The 25,449-nt window shown below is 72.9% G+C and carries 21 protein-coding genes; 14 read left to right on the top strand and 7 right to left on the bottom strand.

Annotated features, from left to right (window positions below):
• Positions 1-173: 173 nt before the first annotated feature.
• Complete coding sequence (locus ACWGIF_RS22700; RefSeq protein WP_453500103.1) at positions 174-923, bottom strand: TIGR03089 family protein; 750 nt, start codon at positions 921-923, stop codon at positions 174-176.
• Between the two features lie 139 nt (positions 924-1,062).
• Between ACWGIF_RS22700 and ACWGIF_RS22695 the strand changes: the two genes are divergently transcribed.
• The gene (locus ACWGIF_RS22695; protein ID WP_453500101.1) at positions 1,063-2,466 is read left to right on the top strand and encodes a peptidoglycan recognition protein family protein; all 1,404 of its coding nucleotides are present in this window, start codon (positions 1,063-1,065) and stop codon (positions 2,464-2,466) included.
• 165 nt (positions 2,467-2,631) lie between these two features.
• Positions 2,632-3,630, top strand: a complete 999-nt coding sequence (locus ACWGIF_RS22690) for a DNA-3-methyladenine glycosylase family protein (RefSeq protein WP_453500099.1) — start codon at positions 2,632-2,634, stop codon at positions 3,628-3,630.
• A 251-nt stretch (positions 3,631-3,881) separates the two neighbouring features.
• On the opposite strand, the gene ACWGIF_RS22685 is transcribed toward ACWGIF_RS22690, so the two are convergent.
• The 3 genes from ACWGIF_RS22685 to ACWGIF_RS22675 all read right to left on the bottom strand — a co-directional run bounded on the left by ACWGIF_RS22685 (position 3,882) and on the right by ACWGIF_RS22675 (position 6,761).
• A complete protein-coding gene (locus tag ACWGIF_RS22685; RefSeq protein WP_453500097.1) occupies positions 3,882-5,201 on the bottom strand; it encodes a coenzyme F420-0:L-glutamate ligase in 1,320 nt (439 codons plus the stop codon).
• Positions 5,198-6,157, bottom strand: a complete 960-nt coding sequence (cofD, locus tag ACWGIF_RS22680) for a 2-phospho-L-lactate transferase (RefSeq protein WP_453500095.1) — start codon at positions 6,155-6,157, stop codon at positions 5,198-5,200. Before cofD ends, ACWGIF_RS22685 begins: the two co-directional genes overlap by 4 nt.
• 76 nt (positions 6,158-6,233) lie before the next feature.
• On the bottom strand, positions 6,234-6,761 hold the full coding sequence (locus ACWGIF_RS22675) for a cysteine dioxygenase (protein WP_453500093.1): 528 nt from the start codon (positions 6,759-6,761) through the stop codon (positions 6,234-6,236).
• A 625-nt stretch (positions 6,762-7,386) separates the two neighbouring features.
• Here ACWGIF_RS22675 and ACWGIF_RS22670 point away from each other — a divergent pair.
• From ACWGIF_RS22670 to ACWGIF_RS22660, 3 genes are all read left to right on the top strand, one after another.
• Complete coding sequence (locus ACWGIF_RS22670; protein WP_003983763.1) at positions 7,387-7,650, top strand: WhiB family transcriptional regulator; 264 nt, start codon at positions 7,387-7,389, stop codon at positions 7,648-7,650.
• A gap of 312 nt (positions 7,651-7,962) precedes the next feature.
• Positions 7,963-11,592, top strand: a complete 3,630-nt coding sequence (locus tag ACWGIF_RS22665) for a glycosyltransferase family 2 protein (protein ID WP_453500091.1) — start codon at positions 7,963-7,965, stop codon at positions 11,590-11,592.
• On the top strand, positions 11,589-13,073 hold the full coding sequence (locus ACWGIF_RS22660) for a DUF5719 family protein (protein WP_453500089.1): 1,485 nt from the start codon (positions 11,589-11,591) through the stop codon (positions 13,071-13,073). The genes ACWGIF_RS22665 and ACWGIF_RS22660 overlap by 4 nt, the downstream gene beginning before the upstream one ends.
• 189 nt (positions 13,074-13,262) lie before the next feature.
• Here the strand turns inward: ACWGIF_RS22660 and ACWGIF_RS22655 are convergent, their stop codons facing one another.
• Entirely contained in the window at positions 13,263-13,742 is a 480-nt protein-coding gene (locus tag ACWGIF_RS22655; RefSeq protein ID WP_453500087.1) for a metallopeptidase family protein, read from the bottom strand.
• 15 nt (positions 13,743-13,757) lie between these two features.
• Between ACWGIF_RS22655 and ACWGIF_RS22650 the strand changes: the two genes are divergently transcribed.
• The 6 genes from ACWGIF_RS22650 (at position 13,758) to ACWGIF_RS22625 (ending at position 19,513) form a co-directional block, all read left to right on the top strand.
• The gene (locus ACWGIF_RS22650; protein WP_453500137.1) at positions 13,758-14,207 is read left to right on the top strand and encodes a DUF3499 domain-containing protein; all 450 of its coding nucleotides are present in this window, start codon (positions 13,758-13,760) and stop codon (positions 14,205-14,207) included.
• Between the two features lie 77 nt (positions 14,208-14,284).
• Positions 14,285-15,655 carry a phosphomannomutase/phosphoglucomutase gene (locus ACWGIF_RS22645; RefSeq protein ID WP_453500085.1) on the top strand — a complete coding sequence of 457 codons (1,371 nt, stop codon included), beginning with the start codon at positions 14,285-14,287 and terminating at the stop codon, positions 15,653-15,655.
• A 231-nt stretch (positions 15,656-15,886) separates the two neighbouring features.
• Positions 15,887-16,072 (top strand): Trm112 family protein, encoded by a 186-nt coding sequence (locus tag ACWGIF_RS22640; protein WP_030015246.1) that lies wholly within the window; start codon positions 15,887-15,889, stop codon positions 16,070-16,072.
• A 101-nt stretch (positions 16,073-16,173) separates the two neighbouring features.
• Complete coding sequence (locus ACWGIF_RS22635; RefSeq protein WP_453500083.1) at positions 16,174-17,307, top strand: SIS domain-containing protein; 1,134 nt, start codon at positions 16,174-16,176, stop codon at positions 17,305-17,307.
• 40 nt (positions 17,308-17,347) lie between these two features.
• Entirely contained in the window at positions 17,348-18,505 is a 1,158-nt protein-coding gene (manA, locus tag ACWGIF_RS22630; protein ID WP_453500081.1) for a mannose-6-phosphate isomerase, class I, read from the top strand.
• A 72-nt stretch (positions 18,506-18,577) separates the two neighbouring features.
• On the top strand, positions 18,578-19,513 hold the full coding sequence (locus tag ACWGIF_RS22625) for a cation diffusion facilitator family transporter (RefSeq protein WP_453500079.1): 936 nt from the start codon (positions 18,578-18,580) through the stop codon (positions 19,511-19,513).
• 71 nt (positions 19,514-19,584) lie between these two features.
• On the opposite strand, the gene lepB is transcribed toward ACWGIF_RS22625, so the two are convergent.
• Positions 19,585-20,280, bottom strand: coding sequence for a signal peptidase I (gene lepB / locus ACWGIF_RS22620; protein ID WP_453500077.1), 696 nt, complete (start codon positions 20,278-20,280; stop codon positions 19,585-19,587).
• 360 nt (positions 20,281-20,640) lie between these two features.
• Between lepB and ahcY the strand changes: the two genes are divergently transcribed.
• Both ahcY and ACWGIF_RS22610 read left to right on the top strand, forming a co-directional pair.
• Positions 20,641-22,077, top strand: coding sequence for an adenosylhomocysteinase (gene ahcY, locus ACWGIF_RS22615; RefSeq protein WP_453500075.1), 1,437 nt, complete (start codon positions 20,641-20,643; stop codon positions 22,075-22,077).
• Positions 22,078-22,187: 110 nt separating this feature from the next.
• Positions 22,188-22,808 carry a hypothetical protein gene (locus ACWGIF_RS22610; protein WP_453500135.1) on the top strand — a complete coding sequence of 207 codons (621 nt, stop codon included), beginning with the start codon at positions 22,188-22,190 and terminating at the stop codon, positions 22,806-22,808.
• Positions 22,809-22,812: 4 nt separating this feature from the next.
• Here ACWGIF_RS22610 and ACWGIF_RS22605 read toward each other — a convergent pair whose 3' ends face one another.
• Positions 22,813-23,736 (bottom strand): RDD family protein, encoded by a 924-nt coding sequence (locus ACWGIF_RS22605; RefSeq protein WP_453500073.1) that lies wholly within the window; start codon positions 23,734-23,736, stop codon positions 22,813-22,815.
• A gap of 112 nt (positions 23,737-23,848) precedes the next feature.
• On the opposite strand from ACWGIF_RS22605, the gene ACWGIF_RS22600 reads away from it, so the two are divergent.
• Complete coding sequence (locus ACWGIF_RS22600; RefSeq protein ID WP_453500071.1) at positions 23,849-24,856, top strand: stage II sporulation protein M; 1,008 nt, start codon at positions 23,849-23,851, stop codon at positions 24,854-24,856.
• The last annotated feature ends 593 nt before the right edge of the window (positions 24,857-25,449 follow it).

Here is a 25,449-nt window from a genome sequence, read left to right as displayed (position 1 = left end):
TGCCGATCCTGCCCCCGGCCTGCCGGAGCAGCCCGGGGGCAGGGGGGTGTCTAGGGCCGTCCGGGTGACAAATCGCCCGTTCCCGCTGGTGAGCGGACCCGGGGTGAGCGGCGGAAGCGGGGGGGAAGGGGGGTGCGGGGGGCGGGGTGCGGACCCCGCCCTCCGCCCCCGTCCTAGACGGTGTGGGTGACGCGCTCGCTCTCGACCCGCTGGGCCAGCGCGTCCGCCGGCAGCCGGTCGAGGTTCCGGCACAGCACCACGGACGCGCCCGCGGCCAGCGGGCCGTAGAGCCCGGCCGAGAGCCCCTCCCAGGTGTCGTAGCCGAGCCCGGTCAGCACCCGTGAGCCCTCGCCGATCCCGAGCTTCGCCGCGTCCTCGCGGGCGCGGGCGACCAGCGCCGCGTGCGAGAGCTCCTCGCCGCCGACGATCAGCGCGGGACCCTCCGCCTCCACCGGGACGAACGGCGCGAACCGGTCGCCCTGCCCGGGCACCTCGACCGCGTAGTCCGCGAACCCGGCCGGCGGCTGCGGGAACCGGCCGCCCAGCGGCCGCAGCGCCAGCGCCACGCGCTCGCCGTCGCACTCCAGGGCCCGTTCCAGCGAGTCCGGCCCGCTGACGACGAGGTCGGCATCGCCCGGGTGCCCGCCCACCGAGGCCACGACCCCGACCGAGTCGCACGCGAGCAGCCACACGGCGCTCTGCCAGTGCGCCGGGAGCAACAGCGCGAGCCGGTCCCCGGGCTCGGCCCCCAGATCGCCCTGGAGCAGATTGGCGGTCTTGGCCACCCAATTGGCGAAGGTCGCGACGGACAATTCGACGCGTTCGCCGGTGGCGTCGTCGTAGAAGGTGACGAGCGGGCGGCCCGGATCGGCGGCGAGCGCGGATCGCAGCAGGTCGGCAGGGGTGTGGTCAGTGGCGTTCACCCGGCCCAGCGTACGCGGGCCCCTCCCCCGTACGGCGGCCACCGGCTCCGCCGTACGGGGGAGCACGGCGCGCCGCGCAGTGGACGCAGCGTCAGTTCTCGGATGGCGCCCGGTCGTGCGGGTCCCCACCATCCTTTTCATGCGTGGATTCCTTGCTTCCTCGATCGGCGTCGCGACGGCCGCCGTACTGGCCCTGCCCCTCGCGCTCCCTACTCCTGCCCTCGCCATCCCCTCCGCGGGTGCGGTCACCTCGGCGACCCCGTCCGGGTCCACCCAGTCGCTGCCGCTCGTCCCCGTGGGACCCGCGGCGGACCGCATTCCCGGTGTCCCCGGCATGAGCGCTTCCCCCGGCGGACCCGAGACGCAGGGCCTGGCCGCCCGCGAGGTCAAGACGTTCTCGCTGGTCGGGGTCGTCTGGGACGACGTGGCCACCGAGCTCCACGGCAGGGTGCAGGTCCGCACCCGCTCCGCCCGGACGGCCACCTGGTCCGACTGGCAGGACGTCGAGATCCACAACAGCGAGCACGCGGCCGACCTCGACGCGGCGGAACGCGGCTCCGGCCGGGTCCGCGGCGCCACCGCCCCGCTGTGGGTCGGCGAATCCGACGGTGTGGAGGTCCGCGTCCAGGCGGAACCCGGCGCCCCGGCCACCCGCGCGGGGTCCCGGCTGCCCACGGGCCTGCGGATCGAGCTCGTCGACCCGGGCGTGCAGACGCCCGCCGCGGGGTCGGACGGCAAGAACAGCGGCCCGGAGGGAGACGACAAGGGCGAGGTGACGGCGCCCGCCATGACGATGGAGATGGCGGAGTCCTCCGCGGCGAACATCCCGCACGCCCCGCTCGGCGCGAACGAGATCAGCGCCCTCGACAAGGCCGACTCCACCGCCGACGCGATCTTCGCGAGCGACGGCGAGCTGACCGCCGCGGCCGCCCCGTACATCGGTCCGCGCCCGCGGATCGTCACGCGCAAGGGCTGGGGCGCCGACGAGAGCCTGCGCGAGTCGGGCTTCGTCTACACGAGCACCGTCAAGGCCGCCTTCGTCCACCACACCGCCTCCGGCAACAACTACGCCTGCAAGGACGCCCCCGCGGTCCTGCGCAGCCTGTACCGCTACCACGTCATCAGCAGCGGCTGGCGGGACTTCGGTTACAACTTCGCCGTCGACAAGTGCGGCACGGTGTACGAGGGCCGCGCGGGCGGTGTCTCCAGGGCGGTGCTCGGCGCGCACACCATGGGCTTCAACACGAACAGCATGGGCGTCGCGGTGCTGGGCACCTACACGTCCACGGCCCCGCCGGCGGCGGCGGTCGACGCCGTCGCCGGGCTCACCGCCTGGAAGCTCGGCCTCTTCGGCCGGGACCCGCGCGCGAAGACGACCCTGGTGTCCGGCGGCGGCAACCGCTACCCCAAGGGCAAGAACGTGTCGATGAACGTCATCTCGGGCCACCGCGACGGCTTCGCCACCGCGTGCCCGGGCGCGAAGCTCTACGGCAAGCTGGGCGCCACCCGCACCACATCGGCCAGACTCCAGGGCCGGCCGTAGCCTCCGCGGGCCCGGATCTCGCAGCCCGTCCAGGGGCACCTCCCCACGGTGGCCGGGGGCGTTCGAGAACCGGGTCCGGGGCGTTCGAGAACCGGGTCCGGGCAGCGTCCGGTTCCGGGGAAGGGCCGGGGTGGGGGAACGGCCCGGCAGGGCTACGCTCAGGACATGGCAGGCCGCTTCGACCCCCTCACCCGCACCGCTGTACGCGGCGGCCGCACCGACGTACCCCCGGGTCGCGGCGGCAACGCCGGCGCCGGCGCCAAGGAACGCCGCTGGACCCCCGACGGCCCCGTCGACCTGGGTCTCACCCTCGGCCCGCTCCGACGCGGCCCCGCCGACCCCACGTTCCGCGCCACCCCCGACGGCTCGGTCTGGAGGGCGAGCCAGACCCCCGCCGGCCCCGGCACCCTCCGGGTGGCCGGGCACGGCACGGAGGTCCACGCCGAGGCCTGGGGCCCCGGGGCCGACTGGTTCCTCGAACAGCTGCCCACGCTCCTCGGCGCCGCCGACGACCCGGCCGCCTTCGTCCCCCGCCACCGCCTCGTGCACGCCAGCCACCGCCGCCGCCCCGGCCTGCGCCTCACCCGTACAGGTCTGGTCCTGGAGTCCCTGATCCCGGTCATCCTGGAGCAGAAGGTCACCAGCGACGAGGCCTACCGCTCCTGGCGCCGCCTGGTACGCCGGTACGGGGAACCCGCGCCCGGCCCGCAGGAGGCCGGCCTGTACGTCATGCCCACCGCCCGTACCTGGGCCATGATCCCGTCCTGGGACTGGCACAAGGCCGGCGTCGACGCCAAGCGCTCCGACACCATCGTCCGGGCGGCCCGGGCGGCGAACCGCATGGAGGAGGCGGCCGCCATGGCCCTGCCCGACGCCGTGAGACGCCTGGAGGCCGTCCCCGGCATCGGCCCGTGGACCTCCGCCGAAACCCTCCAGCGCAGCAACGGCGACCCCGACGTGGTCACCACCGGCGACCTCCACCTCCCCGGCATCGTCGGCTACGCCCTCGTCGGCGACCGCGACGCCGACGACGCCACCATGCTGGAGCTCCTCGCCCCCTACGCCGGCCAGCGCCACCGCGCCGCCCGCCTCATCCTCCTCGCGGGCCACATCCCGCCCCGCCGCAAGCCCCGGATGCCGCGCAGCGACATCGGCCGGCTCTAGGGCGGGTCTTTCGGATCTTGTCGGCCGAGCCCGCGTTGTCCGGTGCCGTGCATCGCAAGGCGGAGGAGCTCCCCTCGTACTGGACGTACTCGGGAGCCCCGACAACGCCGCGAGGTGCGGTGCCGGGCAGCGCGGGCCCGGCAAGATCCGAAAGACACGCCCAAGGGCGGGGGCCGTCTCAGTCCCTTCTGGCCGGCGGGGTCCGGCTCGCACGCCCGGCTCTTCCCGCTGCCGGACCTCGACCCTTCCCGCTACCGGACCTCGACGAAGTCCGCTGCGGACCGCGCGGGCCGCTCCCGGGGCGGCTGCGCCGGGTGCCCCACCGCCACGGCACCCATCGGGTCCCAGTCGTCCGGCAGCTCCAGCACCTTGCGCACCACGTCCCGGCAGAACATCGTCGAGGACACCCACGCCGAGCCCAGCCGCTCCCCGGCCAGCGCGACCAGCAGGTTCTGCACGCCCGCGCCCATCGCGACGACGAACATCTCCCGCTCGGCGGCGTCCCGCCGGGCGTGCCCGTAGTGGTGCGCTCCGTCCGTCACCAGACACGGCACCACCAGGTACGGGGCGCGCCGCAGCACGTCGCCGCGCCTGACCCGCTTGGCGACGGACTCCTCGGACTTGCCGTCCGCCCGCAGGTCCGCGATCCACGCGTCCCGCATCGCGTCCAGCAGCCGCACCCGCGACTCCTCCGACTCCAGCAGCACGAACCGCCACGGCGTCGTGTGGTGCGGAGCCGGGGCCGTCACGGCCGCGGCCACCGCCCGGCGCACCGCGCCCGGGTCCACCGGCTCCGCGGTGAAGTCCCGGACCGTACGGCGCTGCGTCACAGCCTCACGTACCGCCTCCGAGGTGCCCAGCCGGAACATGTCGTCGGCCGGCGTGCGCACCAGGTCCCGCGCCGAGGTGCCCTCGCCGAGAAGGTGGGCCAGCCCGCGTACGACGGCCACCGGCAGCCCGTCGGCCTTGCCCTTGACCAGGTCGCCGGCGGCGGCCAGCTCGTCCGCGGTCGCCACCACCGTCGCGCTCAGCGGGTTGCCGTGCGCGTCCGTGCCGCCGCGCAGGTCGTCCAGGACCCGTACCCCGGCCGAGCCGATCGCCACGTCCGTCAATCCGGTGCGCCACGGCCGTCCGAAGGTGTCCGTCACGACGACGCCCACGTCCACGGACAGGGCGTCGCGCACCCCGGCACGGATCGCGGCGGCCGAGCCGTCGGGGTCCTCGGGCAGCAGCAGTACCGTGCCGGGGGCGGTGTTGGAGGCGTCCACCCCGGCCGCCGCCATCACCAGGCCCTGCCGGTTCTCGACGATCCGCAGCGGGCCCCGGCGCGCGACCACGCGGACGGTCTCCGCGTCGATCGCGGCCTCGCGTGAGTCCGCCTCCACGATCCGGCCCTCGGCCTTGGAGACGATCTTCGAGGTGACGAGCAGGACGTCCCCGTCGCGCAGATCGGGGGCGGCCGTGACGATCAGCTTCGCCAGGTCGTCACCAGGTCTGACCTCCGGTATCCCGTCGACGGCCCGCACCTCGTACGAGGGGATGTGCACGCCGGACGCGTCCGCAGCGGTCATCGGGAGGCCTCCGCCAGCTCCAGCGCGGCCCGGGCCATCTCCGCGGTCGCCGCCAGGTCGGTCATCATCAGCGGCACCGCGCGGCAGGTGATCCCGGCGGCCTCCACCTCGGCGACGGACCCCGCGTCGGCGGTGTCCACCAGCCAGCCGTCCAGCAGCTCGGTCCCGTAGTGCAGGGCGACCGCCGCGGCCGTGGACTCGACGCCCACCGCGGCGAGCACCTTGTCGGCCATCCCGCGCACGGGCGCGCCCCCGACGATGGGGGAGAGGCCCACGACCGGCGCCTCGGCGGCGGCCACGGCGTCCCGGATGCCGGGCACGGCGAGGATCGTCCCCACGGAGACCACGGGGTTGGACGGGGGGAAGATGATCACGTCGGCGGCGGCGATGGCCTCCAGCACGCCGGGCGCGGGCTTGGCCTGTTCGGCCCCCACGGGTACGACGGCCTCCGCGTCCACCGACGCGCGCAGCCGGACCCAGTACTCCTGGAAGTGGACGACGCGGCGCTCGCCCGTACCGGCCTCGGTGATCGCGACGTGGGTCTCGACCCGGTCGTCGGACATCGGCAGCAGCCGCACCCCCGGCTGCCAGCGGTCGCAGAGGGCCTCGGTGACGGCGCTCAGCGGGTAGCCCGCGCCGAGCATCTGCGTACGGACGATGTGGGTGGCGAAGTCGCGGTCGCCGAGGCCGAACCAGGTGGGTCCGACCCCGTACGCCGCGAGTTCCTCCTTGACGGTGAAGGACTCGTCGGTGCGGCCCCAGCCCTGGTCCTCGTTGATGCCCCCGCCGAGGGTGTACATCACCGTGTCCAGGTCGGGGCACACCTTGAGCCCGAAGAGGTGAATGTCGTCACCGGTGTTGCCGATGACCGTGATGTCCGCGTCGGGCACCGCCGACTTGAGTCCGGACAGGAACCGGGCGCCGCCTATACCGCCGGCCAGAACAACAATGCGCATGCGGACAGTCTGTCAGCCGCAGCCTGTCGTCGAGGGGCGGAGCCGGGCGACGCCGGGGACCGGCGGCCGGTCGAGCTCAGGCGGGTACGGACGCCGATTCGGCCGGGGAGCAGCTGTGCATCGGCATCTCGGTCAGACCGGGGAAGTAGACGTGCAGGCTGACGGCGCCGTCGAGGGTGTCGTTGACCACCTCGTGGGCGTAGCCGGGGGCGAAGACGCGCTGGGATCCCGGGCGGTGGGTGAGCCGTCCGCGGGCGGTGTGCTCGGTGAGCTCGCCGTCGAGCACGGTCAGGACGCCGGAGGAGGCGCCGTGGTCGTGCAGCCCGCTGCCCTGGCCCGGGACCCAGCTGAGCAGCCAGACCTCGTAGCCGGGGCCGGTGCGCAGCCGGTGGTACCAGCGGGTGGTGGCGTCGTACTGGACGAGGTGCTCCCAGGAGGCGCGGTCCTCGGCGATGGAGCGGGCGAGGCCGGCGAACTCGGCGACCGTGGCCGGATGTTCCCGGGCGGGCTGGAGGAGGTGCTGGACGGCGAGGATGTCGCCGGCGATCTGGAGGTCGCTCTCGACGGCGGCGGGAGCGGTGGTGGCACGGGGGGTGCTGTTCATCGTGGGAGTACCTCGACGGATGTCAGTCGCGCTGGCGGTTGCTGGGGGAGGGCCGGAGCTCAGGGGAGCCGGGGCTCCGCAGGCATCAACAGCTGCAACAACAACAGCGAACCTGGGCAGCGCACAGGAACCCACGAATGGGGGTCCGGGTGGTGGCTGCGGGCGCTGACATGCGAACAAGGAGAACGGGTCGGGGGCCGGACTGTCAACCCAATGTCCGGTTTGGTGGAAAAGTTTCACCTCATCCGGTTGCTGTGTGCGGAGAAAGGTTTGTGCAGGGGGGTGCAGGGCAGGTGGCGCTGTGTCGGGCTCAAACCCGATCCGTCATGTCGTAACCGGAATGTGATCTACACCGCTTCTCCGGCCGGATCGCAACCCCGTCCGAGAGTGGGCGCGTGGATGACGGTAAAGGCGGCATCTCAGGACGCCCGTTGCATGTGTCACGATTTTTGGCGATATGAACACTTTCTGCATACGCTTGGTTCCGCAGAGTGAATAAGAGGCCCAATAGCAGACCTCGGCTTGACTGCTCCGGAGCCACGCACTTGTAATTTCACTCGTGTCGTTACGTAGCGATAAGTGACGACATCACCACGGGGACGCACAGACAGAGCGAGGGGCGCACATGACCGAGCTGTTTCAGGAACTGCTGGTCGAGGAGGCGGACGAGGAGCTCGGATGGCAGGAGCGCGCTCTGTGCGCCCAGACCGACCCCGAATCCTTCTTTCCCGAGAAGGGCGGCTCCACCCGCGAGGCCAAGAAGGTCTGCCTCGCCTGCGAAGTCCGCTCCGAATGCCTTGAGTACGCCCTCGCCAACGACGAGCGATTCGGCATCTGGGGCGGCCTGTCCGAACGTGAGCGCCGCCGCCTGAAAAAGGCAGCGGTCTGAGGCGCCCGACGCACCACCGGCCGGGCACCCACCGCACATCGCACGGCATAGCGAACGCGTGACGGACGGCGCACCGACCAGCACGCCGACCAGCACGCCGAGCAGCACATCGAGCAGTGCATCGAGCACGACGCAGAGCACGACACAGAGCAGGTCATAGAGCACGGCACAGAGCACGGCACCCGGTCCGCCTCCTGCACCTTCCCCGCAGGAGGCGGACCGCTGTCTTGGCAGCCGTTAGGGTGGGGCGCTGTCCAGCAGCCTCCGAGGGCACACCACCCCCGGACCCCCGGCCGGAGGGCCCGTACCGCGATGTCCCTGCACAGCCAGTCGACGGCCTCCTACCAGGCCCCGGCCACACCCGAGTTCCCCCGGCACGTCGTCACCGCGGTCCTCGTCGCCCACGACGGCGCCCGCTGGCTGCCCCGGACACTCGCCGGCCTCCTCGGCCAGGAACGCCCCGCGCAGAACCACGTCGCCGCCGACACCGGCAGCGCCGACGACTCCGCGCGGCTGCTCACCGAGGCCTTCGGCGACGACCGCGTCCTGCACCTCGCCCGCCGCACCGGATTCGGCACCGCCGTCGACGAAGCCGCCCGGACCGCGGGCACGCTGACCCCCGAGGACCTCCCGTACCTCAAGCGCCCCAGCGGCTGGGACCCCGTCAGCCGCACCTGGCGCGACGACACGTACGACCTCCCCGACCTCCCCCACGGCGAACCCGTCCAGTGGCTCTGGCTCCTGCACGACGACAGCGCCCCCGAACCCGACGCCCTCACCGAACTGCTGCGCGTCGCCGAAGAGAACCCCGAAGCCGCGGTCATCGGCCCCAAGCTCCGCGGCTGGTACGACAAGAAGCAGCTCCTCGAAGCAGGCGTCACCATCGCCCGGAGCGGCCGCCGCTGGACCGGCCTCGACCGCCGGGAGCAGGACCAGGGCCAGCACGACCAGGTCCGCCCGGTCCTCTCCGTCTCCACCGCCGGCATGCTGGTCCGCCGCGACGTCTACGACGCCCTCGGCGGCTTCGACCGTCGCCTGCCTCTGATGCGCGACGACGTCGACCTGTGCTGGCGCGCCCAGAGCGCCGGCCACACCGTCCTCGTCGCACCCGAGGCCGTCCTGCGCCACGCCGAGGCCTCCGCCCGCGAGCGCCGCACCGTCGACTGCGCCGGACGCACGACGGCCGGCCCGCACCGCGTCGACAAGGCCGGCGCCGTCTACACGATCCTCGCCAACAGCTCCGGCCGCGCCCTGCCCTACGTGCTGCTGCGCGTCCTGTTGGGCACCGTGCTGCGCACCCTCGCCTACCTCATCGGCAAGGCCCCCGGGCAGGCCGTCGACGAGATCACCGGCCTCCTCGCCACCCTGCTCCGCCCCGGCCGCCTCCTCGCCGCCCGAAAGGCCCGCCGCCGCCCCGCCGTCCCCGCAGCCGAACTGCGCCCGCTCTTCCCCCCGCCCGGGGCGTCCGTGCGGGCCAACGTGGAACAGCTGGCCGGCTACTTCGGCGGCGACCGCGACACCGACGCCGCTCCCGCCGGCCGGCACGGCGGCGGCAGCATCCTGACCGCGCCCGGCGAGGACGGCGACTACGTCGAGACCGAGCGCTTCGCCCGCCTCAAGCGGATCGCACGCAACCCCGCGCCCGTCCTCTTCGCCCTCCTCCTGCTCGTCTCCCTCGCCGCCTGCCGCGGCCTGATCGGCGGCGGCTCCCTCATGGGCGGCGCCCTGCTGCCCGCCCCCGACAGCGGCCCCGACCTCTGGCGCGCCTACACCGACGGCTGGCACGCCGTCGGCACCGGCTCCACCGCCGCCGCACCCCCCTACCTGGCCGTCCTCGGAGCCCTCGCCACCCTGCTGTTCGGCTCCACCCAGGCCGCCCTGACCCTGCTGCTCGTCGGATCCGTCCCGCTCGCCGGCCTCACCGCCTACTTCGCCTCCCGGCCGCTCGTCGCCTCCCGGCTGCTGCGCGCCTGGGCCGCCATCGCCTACGCCTTCCTCCCCGCGGTGACCGGCGCCCTCGCCGGCGGCCGCCTCGGCACCGCCGTCCTCGCCGTCGTGCTCCCGCTGATCGCCCGCTCCGCCGTCGCCGCCTTCGCCCTCGGCGAGGGGAGCGCCGAGAAGCGGGGCAGCTGGCGCGCGGTGTGGACGTACACGCTCCTGCTGACGCTGACCACCGCCTTCACCCCCGTCATCTGGCCGCTCGCCGCCGTCCTCGGGACCGCCGCGCTCGTCCAGCGCCGGGCGCAGTGGAAGGCCTACGGCCTGCGGCTGCTCGCCACCCTCGCCGTCCCGCTCCTTGTGCTCGCCCCCTGGTCGCTGGGCCTGCTCACCCACCCCGGCCGCCTCCTGGACGAGGCCGGACTGCCCTACGGAGCCGGCGCCGCCGGGGCCCTGGACCTGCTCGGCATCAGCCCCGGCGGGCCCGGAACCGGAGCCGGCCTGCTGCTCCTCGGCGTCGTCCTCGCCGCCCTGGCCGCACTGCTGCGCACCGACCGCCGCTTCGCCGTCCGCACCGCCTGGGCCGCCGCCCTCACCGCGCTGCTCCTGGCCGTCGTCGTCAACCGCACCGCCTGGGCCGGCCCGGCCACCCTCGTCTACGGACTCGCCCTGCTCGCGGCCGCCGCGATCGGCGCGGACGGCGCCAAGGAGCGGGTCGCCGCCCGCAACTTCGGCTGGCGCCAGCCGCTGGCCGCCCTCATCGCCCTGGCCGCCGCCGTGGGCCCGCTGATCGCCGGGGCCACCTGGATGCTCGCCGGCGCCGACGGCCCGCTGGAGCGCCGCGACCCGGTGCAGGTCCCGGCCTTCGTCGCCGACGCGGGCGGTGACGACAACCAGACCCGCACCCTGATCCTCGACCTGGACCCGCCCGCCACCGTCTCCTACAGCCTCGTCCGCGGCTCCGGCGGGCGCGTCGGCGACGCGGAGATCACCGCCCGGACCGGCGGCGACCCCCGCCTCGACAAGGTCGTCTCCAACCTGGTCGCCGGCTCCGGCGCCGACCAGTCCAGCCAGCTCAGCGCCTACGCCATCCGCTTCGTCATGTTCCGCCCCGGCGGCCCCGAGGAGATCCGCCGCGTCCTCGACGCCACCCCGGGCCTGAGCCGGCGCCACCAGCAGGACGGCACCGCCCTGTGGGGTGTCGAGCCCTGGCTGCCGCGCGCCGTCATCGTCTCCGGCAAGCAGGGCGAGGCCCCGATCCCCGTCGCCGCCGGACCCGTCGAGGCGCACGGCAAGATCCCCGCCGGGGAGGCGGGCCGCATCCTGCGCATCGCCGACCGCGCCGACTCCGGCTGGCAGGCCACCCTCGACGGCAAGCCCCTCAAGCCGAAGACCCTGGACGGCTGGGCACAGGGCTTCGAACTGCCCGCCGACGGCGGCCGCCTCGACCTCGTCCACGAGGAGTCCCTCCTGCGGACCGCCTGGTACTGGGCGCAGGGCCTCCTCGCCCTGGTCCTGCTGGTGATGGCGCTGCCGGGCCGCCGCGCGCAGCTCGACGACGACCTGCCCGAGGAGGAGGCCGCGCTCCCGTCCCAGCCCGGCCCGGGCGAGGCCGGCGAGGGCCGCCGCGCCCGCCGCCTGCGCGCCGAGGCCGAGCCCGCCCCTGTACCGGTGGAGACCGCGGCGGACGCCGACCCGTACGCGCAGATCCCGGCGCAGCCGGTGTACGGGGAGGAGACGTACGCGTACCAGGCGTACGGCGACCAGGGCGGCTACGCGTACGAGCCGCAGCCGCAGCAGCAGCCGGCCCCGTACGAGCCGTACCCGTCGTACGACCCGCAGGGCGGGCAGGACCAGCCGGACCAGCAGGTCTACGAGGCCCCGTACCCGCAGCAGCACCAGCCGGTCCAGGACCCGGACCAGCAGCAGTACCCCTACCCGTACGAGCCGTACGACCCATACGGCCGGCACGACCCGCGTCCCGACGGGAGCCCCCAGCAGTGAAGCAGCGCGTACCCCTGACGCTCGCGGCCGTGACCGCGGCGCTCGCCGCCCTCACCGGCCTCGCCGCCCTCACCGCGCCCGCCGCCGACGGCACGACAACCGACGGCAAGGAGGCGGCCGCGGCCCGGATGCCGGTGGAGCGGTCCCTGCTCGTGTGCCCGGGACCCAGCTCCTCCGACATCGCGGAGACCACGTACACGTCCTTCACCCCCGGCGCCCCCGCCGGAGAGGGCAAGGGCTCGGCCCGGCTGCTCGGCGCGACCAAGGACGCCAAGCCGGTGCTGGAGCCCAAGGAGCCGGGCAAGCCCGTCGGGGCCACCGCCAACGGCGCCGACGCCCCGGCCCTCACCGGCAGCGCCGACGGGGCCCTCGCCCCCGGCTGGACGGCGCAGCTGACCACCAAGGTCTCGGTCGGCCGGGCTCGCGGAGTGCTCGGCGTCGGCTGCACCGCACCCGGCACCGACTTCTGGTTCCCGGCGGTCAGCACGGCCAAGGGACGCGAGGACTACGTCCACCTCACCAACCCCGACGACGCCGCGGCCGTCGTCGACATCAAACTGTTCGGCCCGGACGGAATGGCCAAGCCCGACGCCGGAACCAGCGAAAGCATCCGGGTCGACCCCAAGTCCACCAAGAGCGTCCTGCTCTCCTCCCTCGTCCCGGGCGCCCAGCTCGCGGACGCCACGGCCCACGTGACGACCCGCGCGGGCCGGGTGGGCGCCTCGGTGCAGGCCGGCGAGGAGGGCGTGGGCGCCGACTGGCTGCCGGCCTCGGCGGACCCGGCGGCCTCGCTGGTACTGCCCGGGATCCCGGCGGACGCCGCCTCCGTACGGCTCGTCGTGTTCGTGCCCGGTGAGGAGGACGCGGACCTGAAGGTGCGCCTGGCCGGACCCGGCGGCGCGATCAGCCCGGCGGGAAGCGAGCAGCTGCACGTCAAGGCCGGTATGACGGCGGTCATGGACCTCAAGGACCTGACCCGCGGCGAGCCGGGTTCACTGCTGCTGACCCCGGCGGACGCCAAGAAGGCCGCCCCGGTGGTCGCGGCGGTACGGGTGGTCCGCGGCAGCGGCGCCAAGCAGGAGCTCGGCTTCGTCCCGGCCACCGGAGCCGTCGGGGCCCGCGCGACCGTCGCCGACAACCGGCCCGAGCAGAACACCACCGTGCTGGCGCTGACGGCCCCGGAGGCCGACGCGAAGGTCAAGGTGACGGCCTCACCGGGCACCGGCGGAGGTGAACCGGCCTCCCAGGAGGTCACGCTCAAGGCGGGCACCACACAGACGCTGTCCCTGGCCCCGGCGGGCGGCAAGGGCTCCTACGCCCTCACCGTGGAGACCCTCTCGGGCGGCCCGGTCCACGCGGCCCGCACCCTGTCCCTCCCGGAGGACGGCATCGCGATGTTCACGGTCCAGGGCCTGTCGGACGACCACTCCACGGTCTCGGTCCCCAAGGCCGCCCAGGACCTCTCCGTCCTGACCAGGTAGACCAGTTCGGCGGCCCACCACGGCCCACCACGGCCCACCACGGCCCGCCGGCATCCGAGGTTCCGGGCCCGGAGCCGGGAAGCCCGGGGCCGGTTGGTTCAGGGGCCCGGGGGCAGGGCCCCGCCCGGCGACGGCGCCGCACGCCCACCCGGCCCCGCCGGGGCGGGCTACCGGGGCGGGCCGGCCCGGTCAGTCCTGCCCGTAGCGCGGATCCACGGTCTCGGGCGACAGCCCGAGCAGGTCCGCCACCTGCTCCACCACGATCTCGTGGACCAGCATCGCCTTCTCGTCCCGCGTCTTGGTGCGGATCTCCACCGGACGCCGGAAGACCACGATCCGGGCCGGCCGCCCCTCGCGGGACTCCGAGACCGCGCCCAGCGGCACCGCCTCGTCGTTCCACCCGCCGTCCGCACCGCCCGGCGGTCCCGGGACGTCACCGACCAGGAACTCCACCTCGGCCAGCTGCGGCCACCGCCGCTCCAGCCGCTCCACGGAATCCCGTACGAGGTCCCCGAACAGCTCCGCCCGGCTCGCCGACAGCGGCACCTGCGGAGGGGCCACCGGACCGCGCATCCCGCGCCCGTGCCGGTCCCGGCGGCGCGGGCGCGGCTCGGCGGGGACCCCGGCGGGGGACGCGGCTGGGCGGGGGGGAAGAGGGGTGTCCGTCACCCCCGCAGGGTAGCCCTGAGCCCGACACGGGGGAGTGAGCGGCGGTGGAGTCGTCGCGGCCCGGTCAAGAGTGCGGTACCGTCCAACGTCGTGAGCCTTGTACGTCGCTGTTCGCGCACCGCGTGCGGCCGCCCTGCCGTCGCGACACTGACGTACGTCTACGCCGATTCGACCGCAGTTCTCGGCCCGCTCGCCACCTACGCCGAACCCCACTGCTACGACCTGTGCGCCGAGCACTCGGAGCGCCTGACAGCCCCACGGGGCTGGGACGTCGTACGCCTGTCCGACACCTCCAGGCCGTCCCGCCCCAGCGGAGACGACCTCGAAGCCCTCGCCAACGCCGTCCGCGAGGCCGCCCGCCCGCCGGGGCGCGCGGCGGAGGCCGGCGGACGCGGCCAAGGCGGTCCGGCCACCGGCGAGACCCGCCGTGGCCACCTGCGCGTCCTGAGATCGCCGGATTCCTGACGCCCGATCGTCTGAAGAGCCGTTCCTGGTGCAAGGTAGGTTGACCAGACCGCACAGGACCTTCAGGAGGGCAGGCAGTGGCCGCAGATCTTACGAACATCGTCAAGGCATACGACGTGCGAGGTGTCGTGCCGGACGAGTGGGACGAGTCGCTGGCGGAGCTGTTCGGCGCGGCCTTTGTCGAGGTCACGGCCGCCACGGCGATCGTCATCGGCCACGACATGCGCCCCTCCTCCCCGGGACTGTCCGCCGCCTTCGCGCGCGGCGCCGCCGCCCGCGGCGTGGACGTGACCCTCATCGGTCTGTGCTCCACCGACCAGCTGTACTACGCCTCCGGCTCCCTGAACCTGCCCGGCGCGATGTTCACGGCCTCGCACAACCCGGCCCAGTACAACGGCATCAAGCTGTGCCGCGCGGGCGCCGCCCCCGTCGGCCAGGACACCGGCCTCTCGCAGATCCGCGAGCTGGTGGAGAGCTGGACCGACGAAGGCGCCCCGGCCGTCCCCGCCGGCACCGTCCCGGGCACGATCACCGAACAGGACTCCCTCGCCGGCTACGCCGCGCACCTCAAGGGCCTGGTCGACCTGACCTCGATCCGCCCGCTCAAGGTCGTCGTCGACGCGGGCAACGGCATGGGCGGCCACACCGTCCCCACCGTCTTCGACGGCCTCCCGCTGGACGTCGTCCCGATGTACTTCGAACTGGACGGGACGTTCCCCAACCACGAGGCGAACCCGCTCGACCCGAAGAACATCGTCGACCTGCAGGCCCGCGTGCTCTCCGAGGGCGCCGACCTCGGCATCGCCTTCGACGGCGACGCCGACCGCTGCTTCATCGTCGACGAGCGCGGCGAGGGGGTCTCCCCGTCCGCGATCACGGCCCTGGTCGCGGCCCGCGAGCTGGCCCGCAACGGGGGCACCGGCACCGTGATCCACAACCTGATCACCTCCTGGTCCGTGCCGGAGGTCGTCAAGGAGCACGGCGGCACCCCGGTCCGCACCCGCGTCGGCCACTCCTTCATCAAGGAGGAGATGGCCAAGACCGGCGCCATCTTCGGTGGTGAGCACTCCGCGCACTACTACTTCAAGGACTTCTGGAACGCGGACACGGGCATGCTCGCCGCGCTGCACGTGCTGGCGGCGCTGGGGGGTCAGGACGGGCCGCTGTCGGCGCTGGTGGCGTCGTACGACCGTTACGAGGGCTCGGGTGAGATCAACTCGACCGTCGCCGATCAGGCCGGCCGGCTCGCGGCGGTCAAGGAGACCTACGGTGCGCGCGAGGGTGTCGTACTGGACGAGCTGGACGGGCTGACCGTGACCGGCGACGACTGGTGGTTCAACGTCCGCGCCTCCAACACCGAGCCGCTGCTGCGCCTGAACGTCGAGGCCCGCGACGCGGCAACCCTGGCCGAGGTCCGCGACGAGGTCCTGTCCCTCATCCGCGCCTGACGCCCACGCCGGCGGGGCTGAGCCGGCCCCGCCGGCGTCAAGGCTCATCCAGCCCCGCCCGGCGTTCGAGGCGCGGGTCCGGGCGGAGCTTGGTGCCCGGCGGAGCCGGGTTCCCCACACCGGCGCCGCACCAGCCCGGCCACACCGAAGCGGGACACTCCAGGCCGCACCGGAGGTGACTCGGCGGTACGCTGACCTCGCCCCAACCGCATGTCCGAAGGGAACCGCCCCATGCCGCTCGAAGCCGGCCTCCTGCAGATCCTCGCCTGCCCCGCCTGCCACTCGCCCCTCGAGGACAAGTCGGCCGACGAGACGGCCCCCGAGCTGATCTGCACCGGCCAGGACTGCGGCCTCGCGTACCCGGTCCGTGACGGCATCCCGGTACTCCTCGTGGACGAGGCCCGCCGCCCCGCCTGATCCACCGCTCCGCCCGCGCCGCGAGCGCCCCAGACGCCGCGGGCGCGGACGCTGAGACCGATTCCGCCACCCTGGATCCGTCAACACCGCCGGAGGCCGCCATGCTCGACGAGTCGCTCCTCGACGCACCGGACGATCTCGCCCGCGTCGACCGCCGGGGCCTGCTCCGCGGCGCCGCCGAGGCCGGAGCCAGAGTCCGTACCGCGGCCCGGCACGCCAACGAGGCGGGCCTCGCCGAGTTGCGCCCCGACGGCCGCCCGCGCACGGTCCTGATCGCCGGGCCCGGCACCGCCGCCACCGGCGTCGCCGACCTGCTGGGAGCCCTCGCCGGAGCCTCCGCACCCGTGATCCGGCTGGACCCCACCGGCGTCGCCCACGCCGCCGGCGCGCTGCGCTGGTCGCTGCCCGGCTGGGCCGGCCCCGTGGACCTGCTGCTCCTCGCCACCACCGACGGCACCGAGCCCGGCCTCGCCGTCCTCGCCGAGCAGGCCTACCGGCGCGGCTGCACCGTCGTCGCCGTCGCCCCCGAACGCTCGCCGCTGAGCGAGGCGGTGGCCGGCGCGCACGGGCTCCTGGTACCGATGGCCAAGGCCCCGTACCAGGAATACGACGAATCCGCCGCCGCCGGACCCGGCGCACTGTGGGCCCTGCTGACGCCCCTGCTGCTGCTCCTCGACCGGGTCGGCCTGATCACCGCCACCCCCGCCACCCTCCAGCTCGTCGCCGACCGGCTCGACCGCACGGCTGAACGCTGCGGGCCGGCCATCGCCACCTACTCCAACCCGGCCAAGACCCTCGCCGCCGAGCTCGCCGACTCCCTCCCGCTCATCTGGAGCGAGGGCACCGGCGCCGCCCCCGCGGGCCGCCGCTTCGCCGCCACCCTCGCCGAACTCGCCGGCCGCCCCGCACTCGCCGCCGTACTCCCCGAGGCGCTGCCCGCACACGGCATCCTGCTCGCGGGCGCCTTCGCCGCCGGAGCCGACCCCGACGACTTCTTCCGTGACCGGGTGGAAGAGCCCCAGGCCCTTCGCGCACGCGTCGTCCTGCTGCGCGACCGGCCGGCCGGCGGCCTGACGGCCGCCCCCGCCGCACGCGAGCTCGCCCTCAGCCACGACACGGCGATCAGCGAACTCGAACCGGAGGAGGGAGCCGAGCTGGAGCAGCTCGCCGAACTCCTCGCCGTCACGGATTTCGCCACCGCCTACTTGGCGTTGGCTTCCGGGGGACACAGCTGAGGGTCCCGCAAGTGGCCCGGCTCTATCCAGGAAGACGACGATGGACCGCCTGACGAACACGATCCGCCCCTACGCCTGGGGATCCACCACGGCCATCCCCGCGCTCCTCGGTGTCGAACCCACCGGCGAGCCGCAGGCCGAGATGTGGATGGGGGCCCACCCGGGCGCTCCCTCCCGCGTCGACCGCGGTGCCGGCGAGAGGGCGCTCTCGGACGTCATCGCCGCCGATCCCGAAGGCGAGCTGGGCGCCGCCACCGTCGCCAGGTTCGGACCCCGGCTGCCCTTCCTCCTCAAAATCCTCGCCGCGGGTGCCCCGTTGTCCCTGCAGGTCCACCCCGACCTGGTCCAGGCGAAGGCGGGCTTCGAGGACGAGGAGCGCCGCGGGATTCCCATCGACGCGGCCCACCGCAACTACAAGGACCCCAACCACAAGCCCGAGATGATCTGCGCGCTCACGCCGTTCGACGGGCTGTGCGGCTTCCGCCCGCCGCTGGAGGCCGCCGAACTCCTCGCCGGGCTGGAGGTGAACAGCCTCAAGCCGTACGTCGACCTGCTGCACGCCCATCCCGAAGAGGCGGCCCTGCGGGAGATGCTCACCGCGGTCCTGACCGCGGACCGCGAGGAGATGGCCCACACCGTCCAGGAGGCCGCGGTGGCCGTCGAGCGCCTCGGTGGTCCGTACATCCCGTACACCACCCTGGTCCACGACTACCCGGGCGACCCGGGCGTCATCGCGGCCATGCTGCTCAACCACGTCCGACTCCAGCCCGGCGAGGCGATGTTCCTGGGCGCGGGCGTCCCGCACGCCTACATCGACGGCCTCGGGGTCGAGCTGCTGGCCAACTCCGACAACGTCCTGCGCGCCGGGCTCACCCCCAAACACGTCGACGTGCCCGAACTGCTGAAGGTCGCGAAGTTCGAGCCGGGCGACCCCCACGTGCTGCGCCCCGAGGGCAACGGCGAGGAGGTCTACGAGATCCCCATCGACGAATTCCGGCTCTCCCGCTTCCTGCTGGCGCCCGGCGGCGCCGCCCGGGTGCTCCCGCACGGGACCCCGCAGATCCTGCTCTGCACCGCGGGCGCCCCGAGAGCCGGCGAACTGTCCCTGGGGCCCGGCGAATCGGTCTTCGTGCCGGCGGGCGAAACGGTCGAACTATCCGGAACCGGTACGGTCTTCCGTGCCACCGTGGTGGTCTGACGTAGCGTCCGTCCCATGGGCTGCAACAATGTGCGGCCGGTAGTCAGTGGCTAGGAAGGACACCCTGCACCCATGAGCGCGTCGGGCGGTACCAAGGCGATCGTGGCGGCACTCGCCGCCAACCTCGCCATCGCTGTAGCCAAATTCGTGGCATTCCTCTTCAGCGGCTCCTCGTCGATGCTCGCGGAAAGCGTCCACTCGCTGGCGGACTCCGGGAACCAGGGGCTGCTCCTCCTCGGTGGAAAGAAGGCCAAGCGCGAGGCGACCCCGCAGCACCCCTTCGGGTACGGGCGCGAGCGCTACATCTACGCCTTCCTCGTCTCCATCGTGCTGTTCACCGTCGGTGGCATGTTCGCCATCTACGAGGGCATCGAGAAGATCAACCACCCGCACCCGATCGAGGCCTGGTACTGGCCGGTCGGCGTCCTCGTCTTCGCGATCATCGCGGAGTCGTTCTCCTTCCGCACCGCGATCGTGGAGTCGAACGCGATCCGCGGCAAGCAGACCTGGACCCAGTTCGTCCGGCGGGCCAAGGCCCCCGAACTGCCGGTGGTCCTCCTCGAAGACCTCGGCGCGCTCGTCGGCCTGATCCTGGCCCTCGGAGGCGTCGGCCTCGCCCTGCTGACCGGCAACGGCGTCTGGGACGGCATCGGCACCCTGTGCATCGGCGTCCTGCTGATCGTCATCGCGATCGTCCTGGCCGCGGAGACCAAGTCCCTGCTGCTCGGCGAGGCCGCGGGCACCGAAGAGGTCGAGAAGATCAAGGTCGCGCTCGTCGACGGGGACGTCGTCACCCGCGTGATCCACATGCGCACCCTGCACCTCGGCCCCGAGGAACTGCTGGTCGCCGCCAAGATCGCGGTCGAGGGTCACGACACCGCGACCCAGGTGGCGGACGCGATCAACGCCGCCGAGGCCCGTATCCGCGCGGCGGTCCCGATCGCGCGGGTGATCTACCTGGAGCCGGACATCTACCGCCCCGAGGCAACCACCCCGCTCACCAAGTAACCCCCGGCCGTACGAAGGCCCCCGCGCACCGCACACACGGCTCGCGGGGGCCTTCGCCTTCCCCCAGGCCCTCAGACCCCCGGCGGCACCTGCCCCGCGTACGCCGGCCGCCCCGCGGCAGCCTCCGCCCGGCGGCGAAGCCGCAACGAGGCGACGCCGGACAACGCGCCGGCGCACAGCACCACGACGCCGGCGAGCGCCGCGGACCGCAGGCCGACGACCAGCGGATGGCCCTGGTCGATGACCGCGCCCTTCACGGCCGACAGGGAAACGGTTCCGCCCTCGGCCTCCTGGGACCGGTGGCGGGAGTCGGCGGAGTTGCCGCGGGTGTCGCCCAGCACGAACAGCCGGTCCTCGGGCACCGTCACGTCGAACGCGCCGGGCGACCCCGCCACCGGGTCGCCGTCCAGGACGTACGGCTCGTCCAGCGGCTTCCCGTTCAGGGTCAGCGTCCCGTCCCCGGGCGCGTAGGCGATGCGGTCGCCGCCCACCGCGACCACCCGTTCCACGGACAGGCCCTGCTCACCCCAGCCTGGGGCGTCGAAGAGCACCACGTCGCCGCGGTCCACCTCGGCGATCAACAGGATGAAGACCATCGACCCGCCCGCCGGGTGGGTCGGCCTCATGTGGTCCGACGTCATGACCTTCGTCGGCATGAAGAAGTACCCGCCGAGTCCCCCGACGCAGCTGAGAACCGCGCCCAGCACCAGCAGCACCACCGATGCCACCCCGATCCGGCGTCCCGGCACCCGGTCCTGTATCCCCATGCTTCCGCCCCTGCTCTCCTTGATCTGACGTGCGGCCGAACTGTTCGGTCCGGCCGCGGCGGGAACGCCGACGGGTCCCGCACCAGGTGAAGGACCCCGTCGGGCGGAGCTGCGGCTGCCGGATCGCGCACAGCACGGCCGGGAAAGACAGAGGCAGTTCTTCGGCTGACTGGGGCTCACTCGGCCGATCGGTGTAGATTCGTGCTCAGTGTCAGACGTCGCTGCTGATGGCGGGTCGGGCGGTCCTTGCGGCCGGCCGAGGGGAGAGAGGACCCCCGACGGACTGTGCTCGGTGCCCGTCCCCAGGACGGCGCACGGCTCAGCCGTACCCACCCTCTCGAACCATGAGGAGCAGCACCCATGGACTTCAAGGTCGCAGACCTCTCCCTCGCAGCCTTCGGCCGCAAGGAGATCACCCTGGCAGAGCACGAGATGCCGGGCCTGATGTCGATCCGCGCGGAGTACGCGCAGGCCCAGCCCCTGGCCGGCGCCCGCATCACCGGCTCGCTGCACATGACCGTGCAGACGGCCGTGCTCATCGAGACCCTCGTCGCCCTCGGCGCCGACGTGCGCTGGGCCTCCTGCAACATCTTCTCCACCCAGGACCACGCGGCCGCCGCCATCGCGGTGGGCCCGACCGGCACCCCGGAGAACCCGCAGGGCGTCCCCGTCTTCGCCTGGAAGGGCGAGACGCTGGAGGAGTACTGGTGGTGCACCGAGCAGGCGCTGACCTGGCCGAACACCCCCACCGGCGGCCCGAACATGATCCTCGACGACGGCGGTGACGCCACCCTCCTCGTCCACAAGGGCGTCGAGTTCGAGAAGGCCGGCGAGGCTCCGGACCCCTCCACCGCGGACTCCGAGGAGTACGCGCACATCCTCACGCTGCTGGGCCGCACCCTCGGGGAGAACCCGCAGAAGTGGACGCAGCTCGCGTCCGAGATCCGCGGCGTGACCGAGGAGACCACCACCGGTGTCCACCGTCTCTACGAGATGATGCAGGCCGGCGAGCTGCTCTTCCCGGCGATCAACGTGAACGACGCCGTCACCAAGTCGAAGTTCGACAACAAGTACGGCTGCCGCCACTCCCTGATCGACGGCATCAACCGCGCCACCGACGTCCTCATCGGCGGCAAGGTCGCGGTCGTCTGCGGCTACGGCGACGTCGGCAAGGGCTGCGCCGAGTCCCTCCGCGGCCAGGGCGCGCGCGTCATCGTCACCGAGATCGACCCGATCTGCGCCCTCCAGGCGGCCATGGACGGCTACCAGGTCGCCACGCTCCAGGACGTCGTCGAGACGGCCGACATCTTCATCACGACCACCGGCAACAAGGACATCATCATGGCCGCCGACATGGCCAAGATGAAGCACCAGGCCATCGTGGGCAACATCGGCCACTTCGACAACGAGATCGACATGGCCGGCCTGGCCAAGATCGACGGCATCGTCAAGGACGAGGTCAAGCCCCAGGTCCACACCTGGAAGTTCCCCGACGGCAAGGTCCTGATCGTCCTCTCCGAGGGCCGCCTGCTGAACCTCGGCAACGCGACCGGCCACCCGTCCTTCGTCATGTCGAACTCCTTCGCGGACCAGACCCTGGCCCAGATCGAGCTCTTCACGAAGCCGTCCGAGTACCCGACCGACGTCTACGTGCTCCCCAAGCACCTCGACGAGAAGGTCGCCCGCCTCCACCTGGACGCGCTCGGCGTCAGGCTCACCACGCTGCGCCCCGAGCAGGCCGAGTACATCGGCGTCAAGGTCGAGGGCCCGTACAAGCCGGACCACTACCGCTACTGATCACCTGCTGATCGGTTCCATGATCAGCGGCGGCAGAACGTGAAGCAGGCCCCCGGCACGCGTGCCGGGGGCCTGCCCCGTATCCCTCGATCCCAAGAAGTGTGCGCACCATGCCCCGCGGCCGCTACTCGCTCCACGACCCGCACGACCACACCCCCCTCGGCGAGGAGCACTTCCACTGCGCGCCCGGACCCTCCGGCTGGCGCTACGTCTCCCAGCTCACGGCCCCGAACGGCGACCACCGCGGTTCCGTCGACCTGGCGATCGACGAACTCGGCCGCCCCATCCGCCTTGAGGTCAACGCCGCGAGCTGGCAGGTCCGCGGCGCCGCCATCGACGGCGTCACCTGGGTCCGTACCGACCCCACCGGCACCGAGGCCACGGAGGGCAACATCGCCGCCCCCGGCTTCACCGGCACCTCCCCGGCCTTCCTCATCGCCACGTCCCGCCTGCTGCGCCTCACTCCGGGCGCCCCCGCCACCCGCGTCCGGCTCCTCGCCCTCACCGACCCGGTACTGGCACCGCGTACGGTCGACCAGGCCTGGGCCCTGCTGGCCAGGGAGGAGCACCCCACGGACAGCGGTCCACTCCTGGTGGACGCGTACCAGGTCAGCGCCCTGGACACGGGTGAGGTGCACACGATCCACATCGCCGGCGACGTGGTCCTCTCGGCCCCCGGCATCGAACTCGAACACCTGGAGACCCCGCCCTCGGCCTTCGGGGAGCAGTGACCCCTCAGGCCGGCGGCGCGAACCCGCCGGCGCGCGGCGCCTCCACGGGTGCCACGGGCACAGGAGCGACGTAGGAAGTCGACACCGGCGCGCTCGCCGGCACCGGCATGACCGGCATCACCGGAACCGGGGCCGGCGCGGTCACAGCCATCGGTGCGGGCGTGAACCCGGAGGCGCCGGCGGCGCGGAAGGCCCGGGCGGCGTCCCGCGTCTGCCGCTCGTGCACCACGGCCATCAGGAAGGCGGCAGCAGGCACCCCGGCCGGCGGCGGCGCGCCGGTGCGCGCCACCAGGTCGTCGGCGAGTTTCGCCGCCATCGCGGCGCCCACCTGCGGATCCAGCTGGTCCATCCGTGTCAGGTACTGCCGGATCGCCAGCCACAGTCCGTCCGGCACCGCCGACAGGTCCAGCCCGGTGAACCGCCCGGCCAGCCACGGCGGCGGCGCGGGCACCGGCATCACCCTGGCCCCCGGCACCCGCTCCCGGATCACCAGCGTCCCCGCGAAGACGTCCCCGACCCGCCGGCCCCGCGCCGACACCAGCGAGGCGATGCAGGCCACCGACCCGAAGGTCAGCAGCAGCTCCACCACTCCCATGGCCCCGCGCACCAGCGCATGCCGGAACCGGATCGGCCCACCGTCGTCCCGCACCACCCGCAGCCCGCAGGCGAGCTTGCCCAGCGAGCGCCCGTGGGACAGCGTCTCCACCGCGATCGGCACGCCGACCAGCAACATCAGGAAGCTCGCCACCCCCACCGCCGCCTGGGCGGCCTCGTCCAGGGACGCGGTCGCGGCGGTCAGCCCGATCGAGAGGATCACGTATCCGGTGATGTACACGGCCAGGTCCAGCAGGATCGCCAACGCACGGCTCGGCAGCCGCGCCGGCCGCAATCCCAGGACGACCGCGTCCCCCGTCACCAGATCGCTCACCACAGCACCTCTCATGTGACCTGCCCCGCCCGTTCGGCATCCAGTCTGCCAAGCTGACCACACTAGGAATAGGCAGCAGCCAGGGGACCTGGGACAGGGGAGCGGCAACCGGATGGATCTCGACGTCTTCGTGACGGCACACCGCGCGGAATGGGACCGCCTGGAGCAGCTGCTGGGGCGCGGCCGCAAACTCACCGGCGAGGAGGCCGACGAGCTCGTCGCCCTCTACCAGCGCACGTCCACCCACCTCTCCCTCATCCAGAGCAGCGCCCCCGATCCCATGCTCACGGGCCGGCTGACCCAGCTGGTCGCCCGTGCCCGCGCCACGGTGACGGGCACCCGCCGCGCCGGCTGGCGCGACGCAGCCCTCTTCTTCACGGTGGGCTTCCCGGCCGCCGTCTACCTCAGCCGCCGCTGGTGGATACCGACCGCCCTGCTTTCGACGGCGCTCGGCGTGCTCATCGGCTGGTGGATAGCCACGCACCCCGAGGTCCAAGGCGCCATCGCGGCCCCGGAGCACCTCAAGGCGCTCACGGAGCCGGGCGGCCAGTACGAGACGTACTACTCCAGTCACCCGGCGAGCTCCTTCGCCGCCCAGGTCTGGACGAACAACGCACAGGCGGCGGCGATCTGTCTGGTCCTGGGCGCGTTCCTGGGGCTCCCCGTGCTCTGGATCCTCTTCCTGAACATGGCCAACCTCGGCGTCGGCCTCGGCCTGATGGCCTCCGCCGGCCGCCTCGACGTCTTCCTCGGCCTGATCCTCCCGCACGGCCTGCTCGAACTGACCGCCGTCTTCGTCGCGGCGGGCACGGGCCTGCGCCTGGGGTGGACGGTCATCGACCCGGGCCCCCGCAGCCGCCGCACGGCCCTCGCGGAACAGGGCCGCGCCGCCCTCGGCATGGCCATCGGCTTGGCGGTGGTGCTGTTCATCTCGGGCCTGATCGAGGGCTTCGTGACCCCGTCCGGCCTCCCGACCTGGGCCCGCATCACGATCGGCGTCGTCGCCGAGGCCGCCTTCCTGCTCTACGTCTTCATCCTGGGCGGCAGGGCCGCCCGCGCCGGCGAGGTGGGCGACGTCGAGGCCGCAGACCAGACGGCGACGCTCCCGACCGCGGCCTGATGTGCGTACAAGCCTGCTGAGCTGCTAGTCTCTCGTCGTCCCGCGAAGGCCGTTGACACGGAGCTCGTGGGGAGGTAGATTCGAACGGTTGCCTCGAACTGGACAAGTTCGGCAGCGATGGTTTAAACTCTCTCTCACCCCACAGGGAATCGAATTCCATGGGGTACAGCCGACTCCTCATCCAGCAATTCGAAGCCGGTAAATCCGGTGGAGAACTTCTGATAGAGTCGGAATCGCCGAAAAGGGAAACGCGAAAGCGAAGAACTGGAAAGCGAAACCCGCTTCGACCGGGAATCGGACACGAAAGAGTCTGATAGAGTCGGAAACGCAAGAACAGAACGAAAGCCCGGAGGAAAACCCGCGAGGGTGAGTACAAAGGAAGCGTCCGTTCCTTGAGAACTCAACAGCGTGCCAAAAATCAACGCCAGAAGTTGATACCCCGTCCACTTCGGTGGATGAGGTTCCTTTGAAAAAGACCTGTAGGGCTCCGGTTTCGGGGTGCTTGCAGGCAAGAACACAGCGAGGACGTTGTGGTGCACCGGTCTTATTCCGACCTGGTGTGCCCGCTCTAAGTGATGTGTGCACCCGATTAC

Source organism: Streptomyces sp. NPDC054849, assembly GCF_053610945.1.
This window is presented reverse-complemented; position numbering and strand designations above follow the sequence as displayed.

What these genes read in the sequence shown, in the direction of transcription:
- ACWGIF_RS22685 (WP_453500097.1), bottom strand. Translation starts at nt 5,201, where the DNA reads ATGACCGCTGCGGACGCGTCCGGCGTGCACATCCCCTCGTACGAGGTG.
- ACWGIF_RS22675 (WP_453500093.1), bottom strand. Translation starts at nt 6,761, where the DNA reads ATGAACAGCACCCCCCGTGCCACCACCGCTCCCGCCGCCGTCGAGAGC.
- ACWGIF_RS22600 (WP_453500071.1), top strand. Translation starts at nt 23,849, where the DNA reads ATGGATCTCGACGTCTTCGTGACGGCACACCGCGCGGAATGGGACCGC.
- ACWGIF_RS22640 (WP_030015246.1), top strand. Translation starts at nt 15,887, where the DNA reads ATGCCGCTCGAAGCCGGCCTCCTGCAGATCCTCGCCTGCCCCGCCTGC.
- lepB (WP_453500077.1), bottom strand. Translation starts at nt 20,280, where the DNA reads ATGGGGATACAGGACCGGGTGCCGGGACGCCGGATCGGGGTGGCATCG.
- ACWGIF_RS22610 (WP_453500135.1), top strand. Translation starts at nt 22,188, where the DNA reads ATGCCCCGCGGCCGCTACTCGCTCCACGACCCGCACGACCACACCCCC.
- ACWGIF_RS22635 (WP_453500083.1), top strand. Translation starts at nt 16,174, where the DNA reads ATGCTCGACGAGTCGCTCCTCGACGCACCGGACGATCTCGCCCGCGTC.
- ACWGIF_RS22695 (WP_453500101.1), top strand. Translation starts at nt 1,063, where the DNA reads ATGCGTGGATTCCTTGCTTCCTCGATCGGCGTCGCGACGGCCGCCGTA.
- ACWGIF_RS22690 (WP_453500099.1), top strand. Translation starts at nt 2,632, where the DNA reads ATGGCAGGCCGCTTCGACCCCCTCACCCGCACCGCTGTACGCGGCGGC.
- ACWGIF_RS22665 (WP_453500091.1), top strand. Translation starts at nt 7,963, where the DNA reads ATGTCCCTGCACAGCCAGTCGACGGCCTCCTACCAGGCCCCGGCCACA.
- ahcY (WP_453500075.1), top strand. Translation starts at nt 20,641, where the DNA reads ATGGACTTCAAGGTCGCAGACCTCTCCCTCGCAGCCTTCGGCCGCAAG.
- cofD (WP_453500095.1), bottom strand. Translation starts at nt 6,157, where the DNA reads ATGCGCATTGTTGTTCTGGCCGGCGGTATAGGCGGCGCCCGGTTCCTG.
- manA (WP_453500081.1), top strand. Translation starts at nt 17,348, where the DNA reads ATGGACCGCCTGACGAACACGATCCGCCCCTACGCCTGGGGATCCACC.
- ACWGIF_RS22670 (WP_003983763.1), top strand. Translation starts at nt 7,387, where the DNA reads ATGACCGAGCTGTTTCAGGAACTGCTGGTCGAGGAGGCGGACGAGGAG.
- ACWGIF_RS22625 (WP_453500079.1), top strand. Translation starts at nt 18,578, where the DNA reads ATGAGCGCGTCGGGCGGTACCAAGGCGATCGTGGCGGCACTCGCCGCC.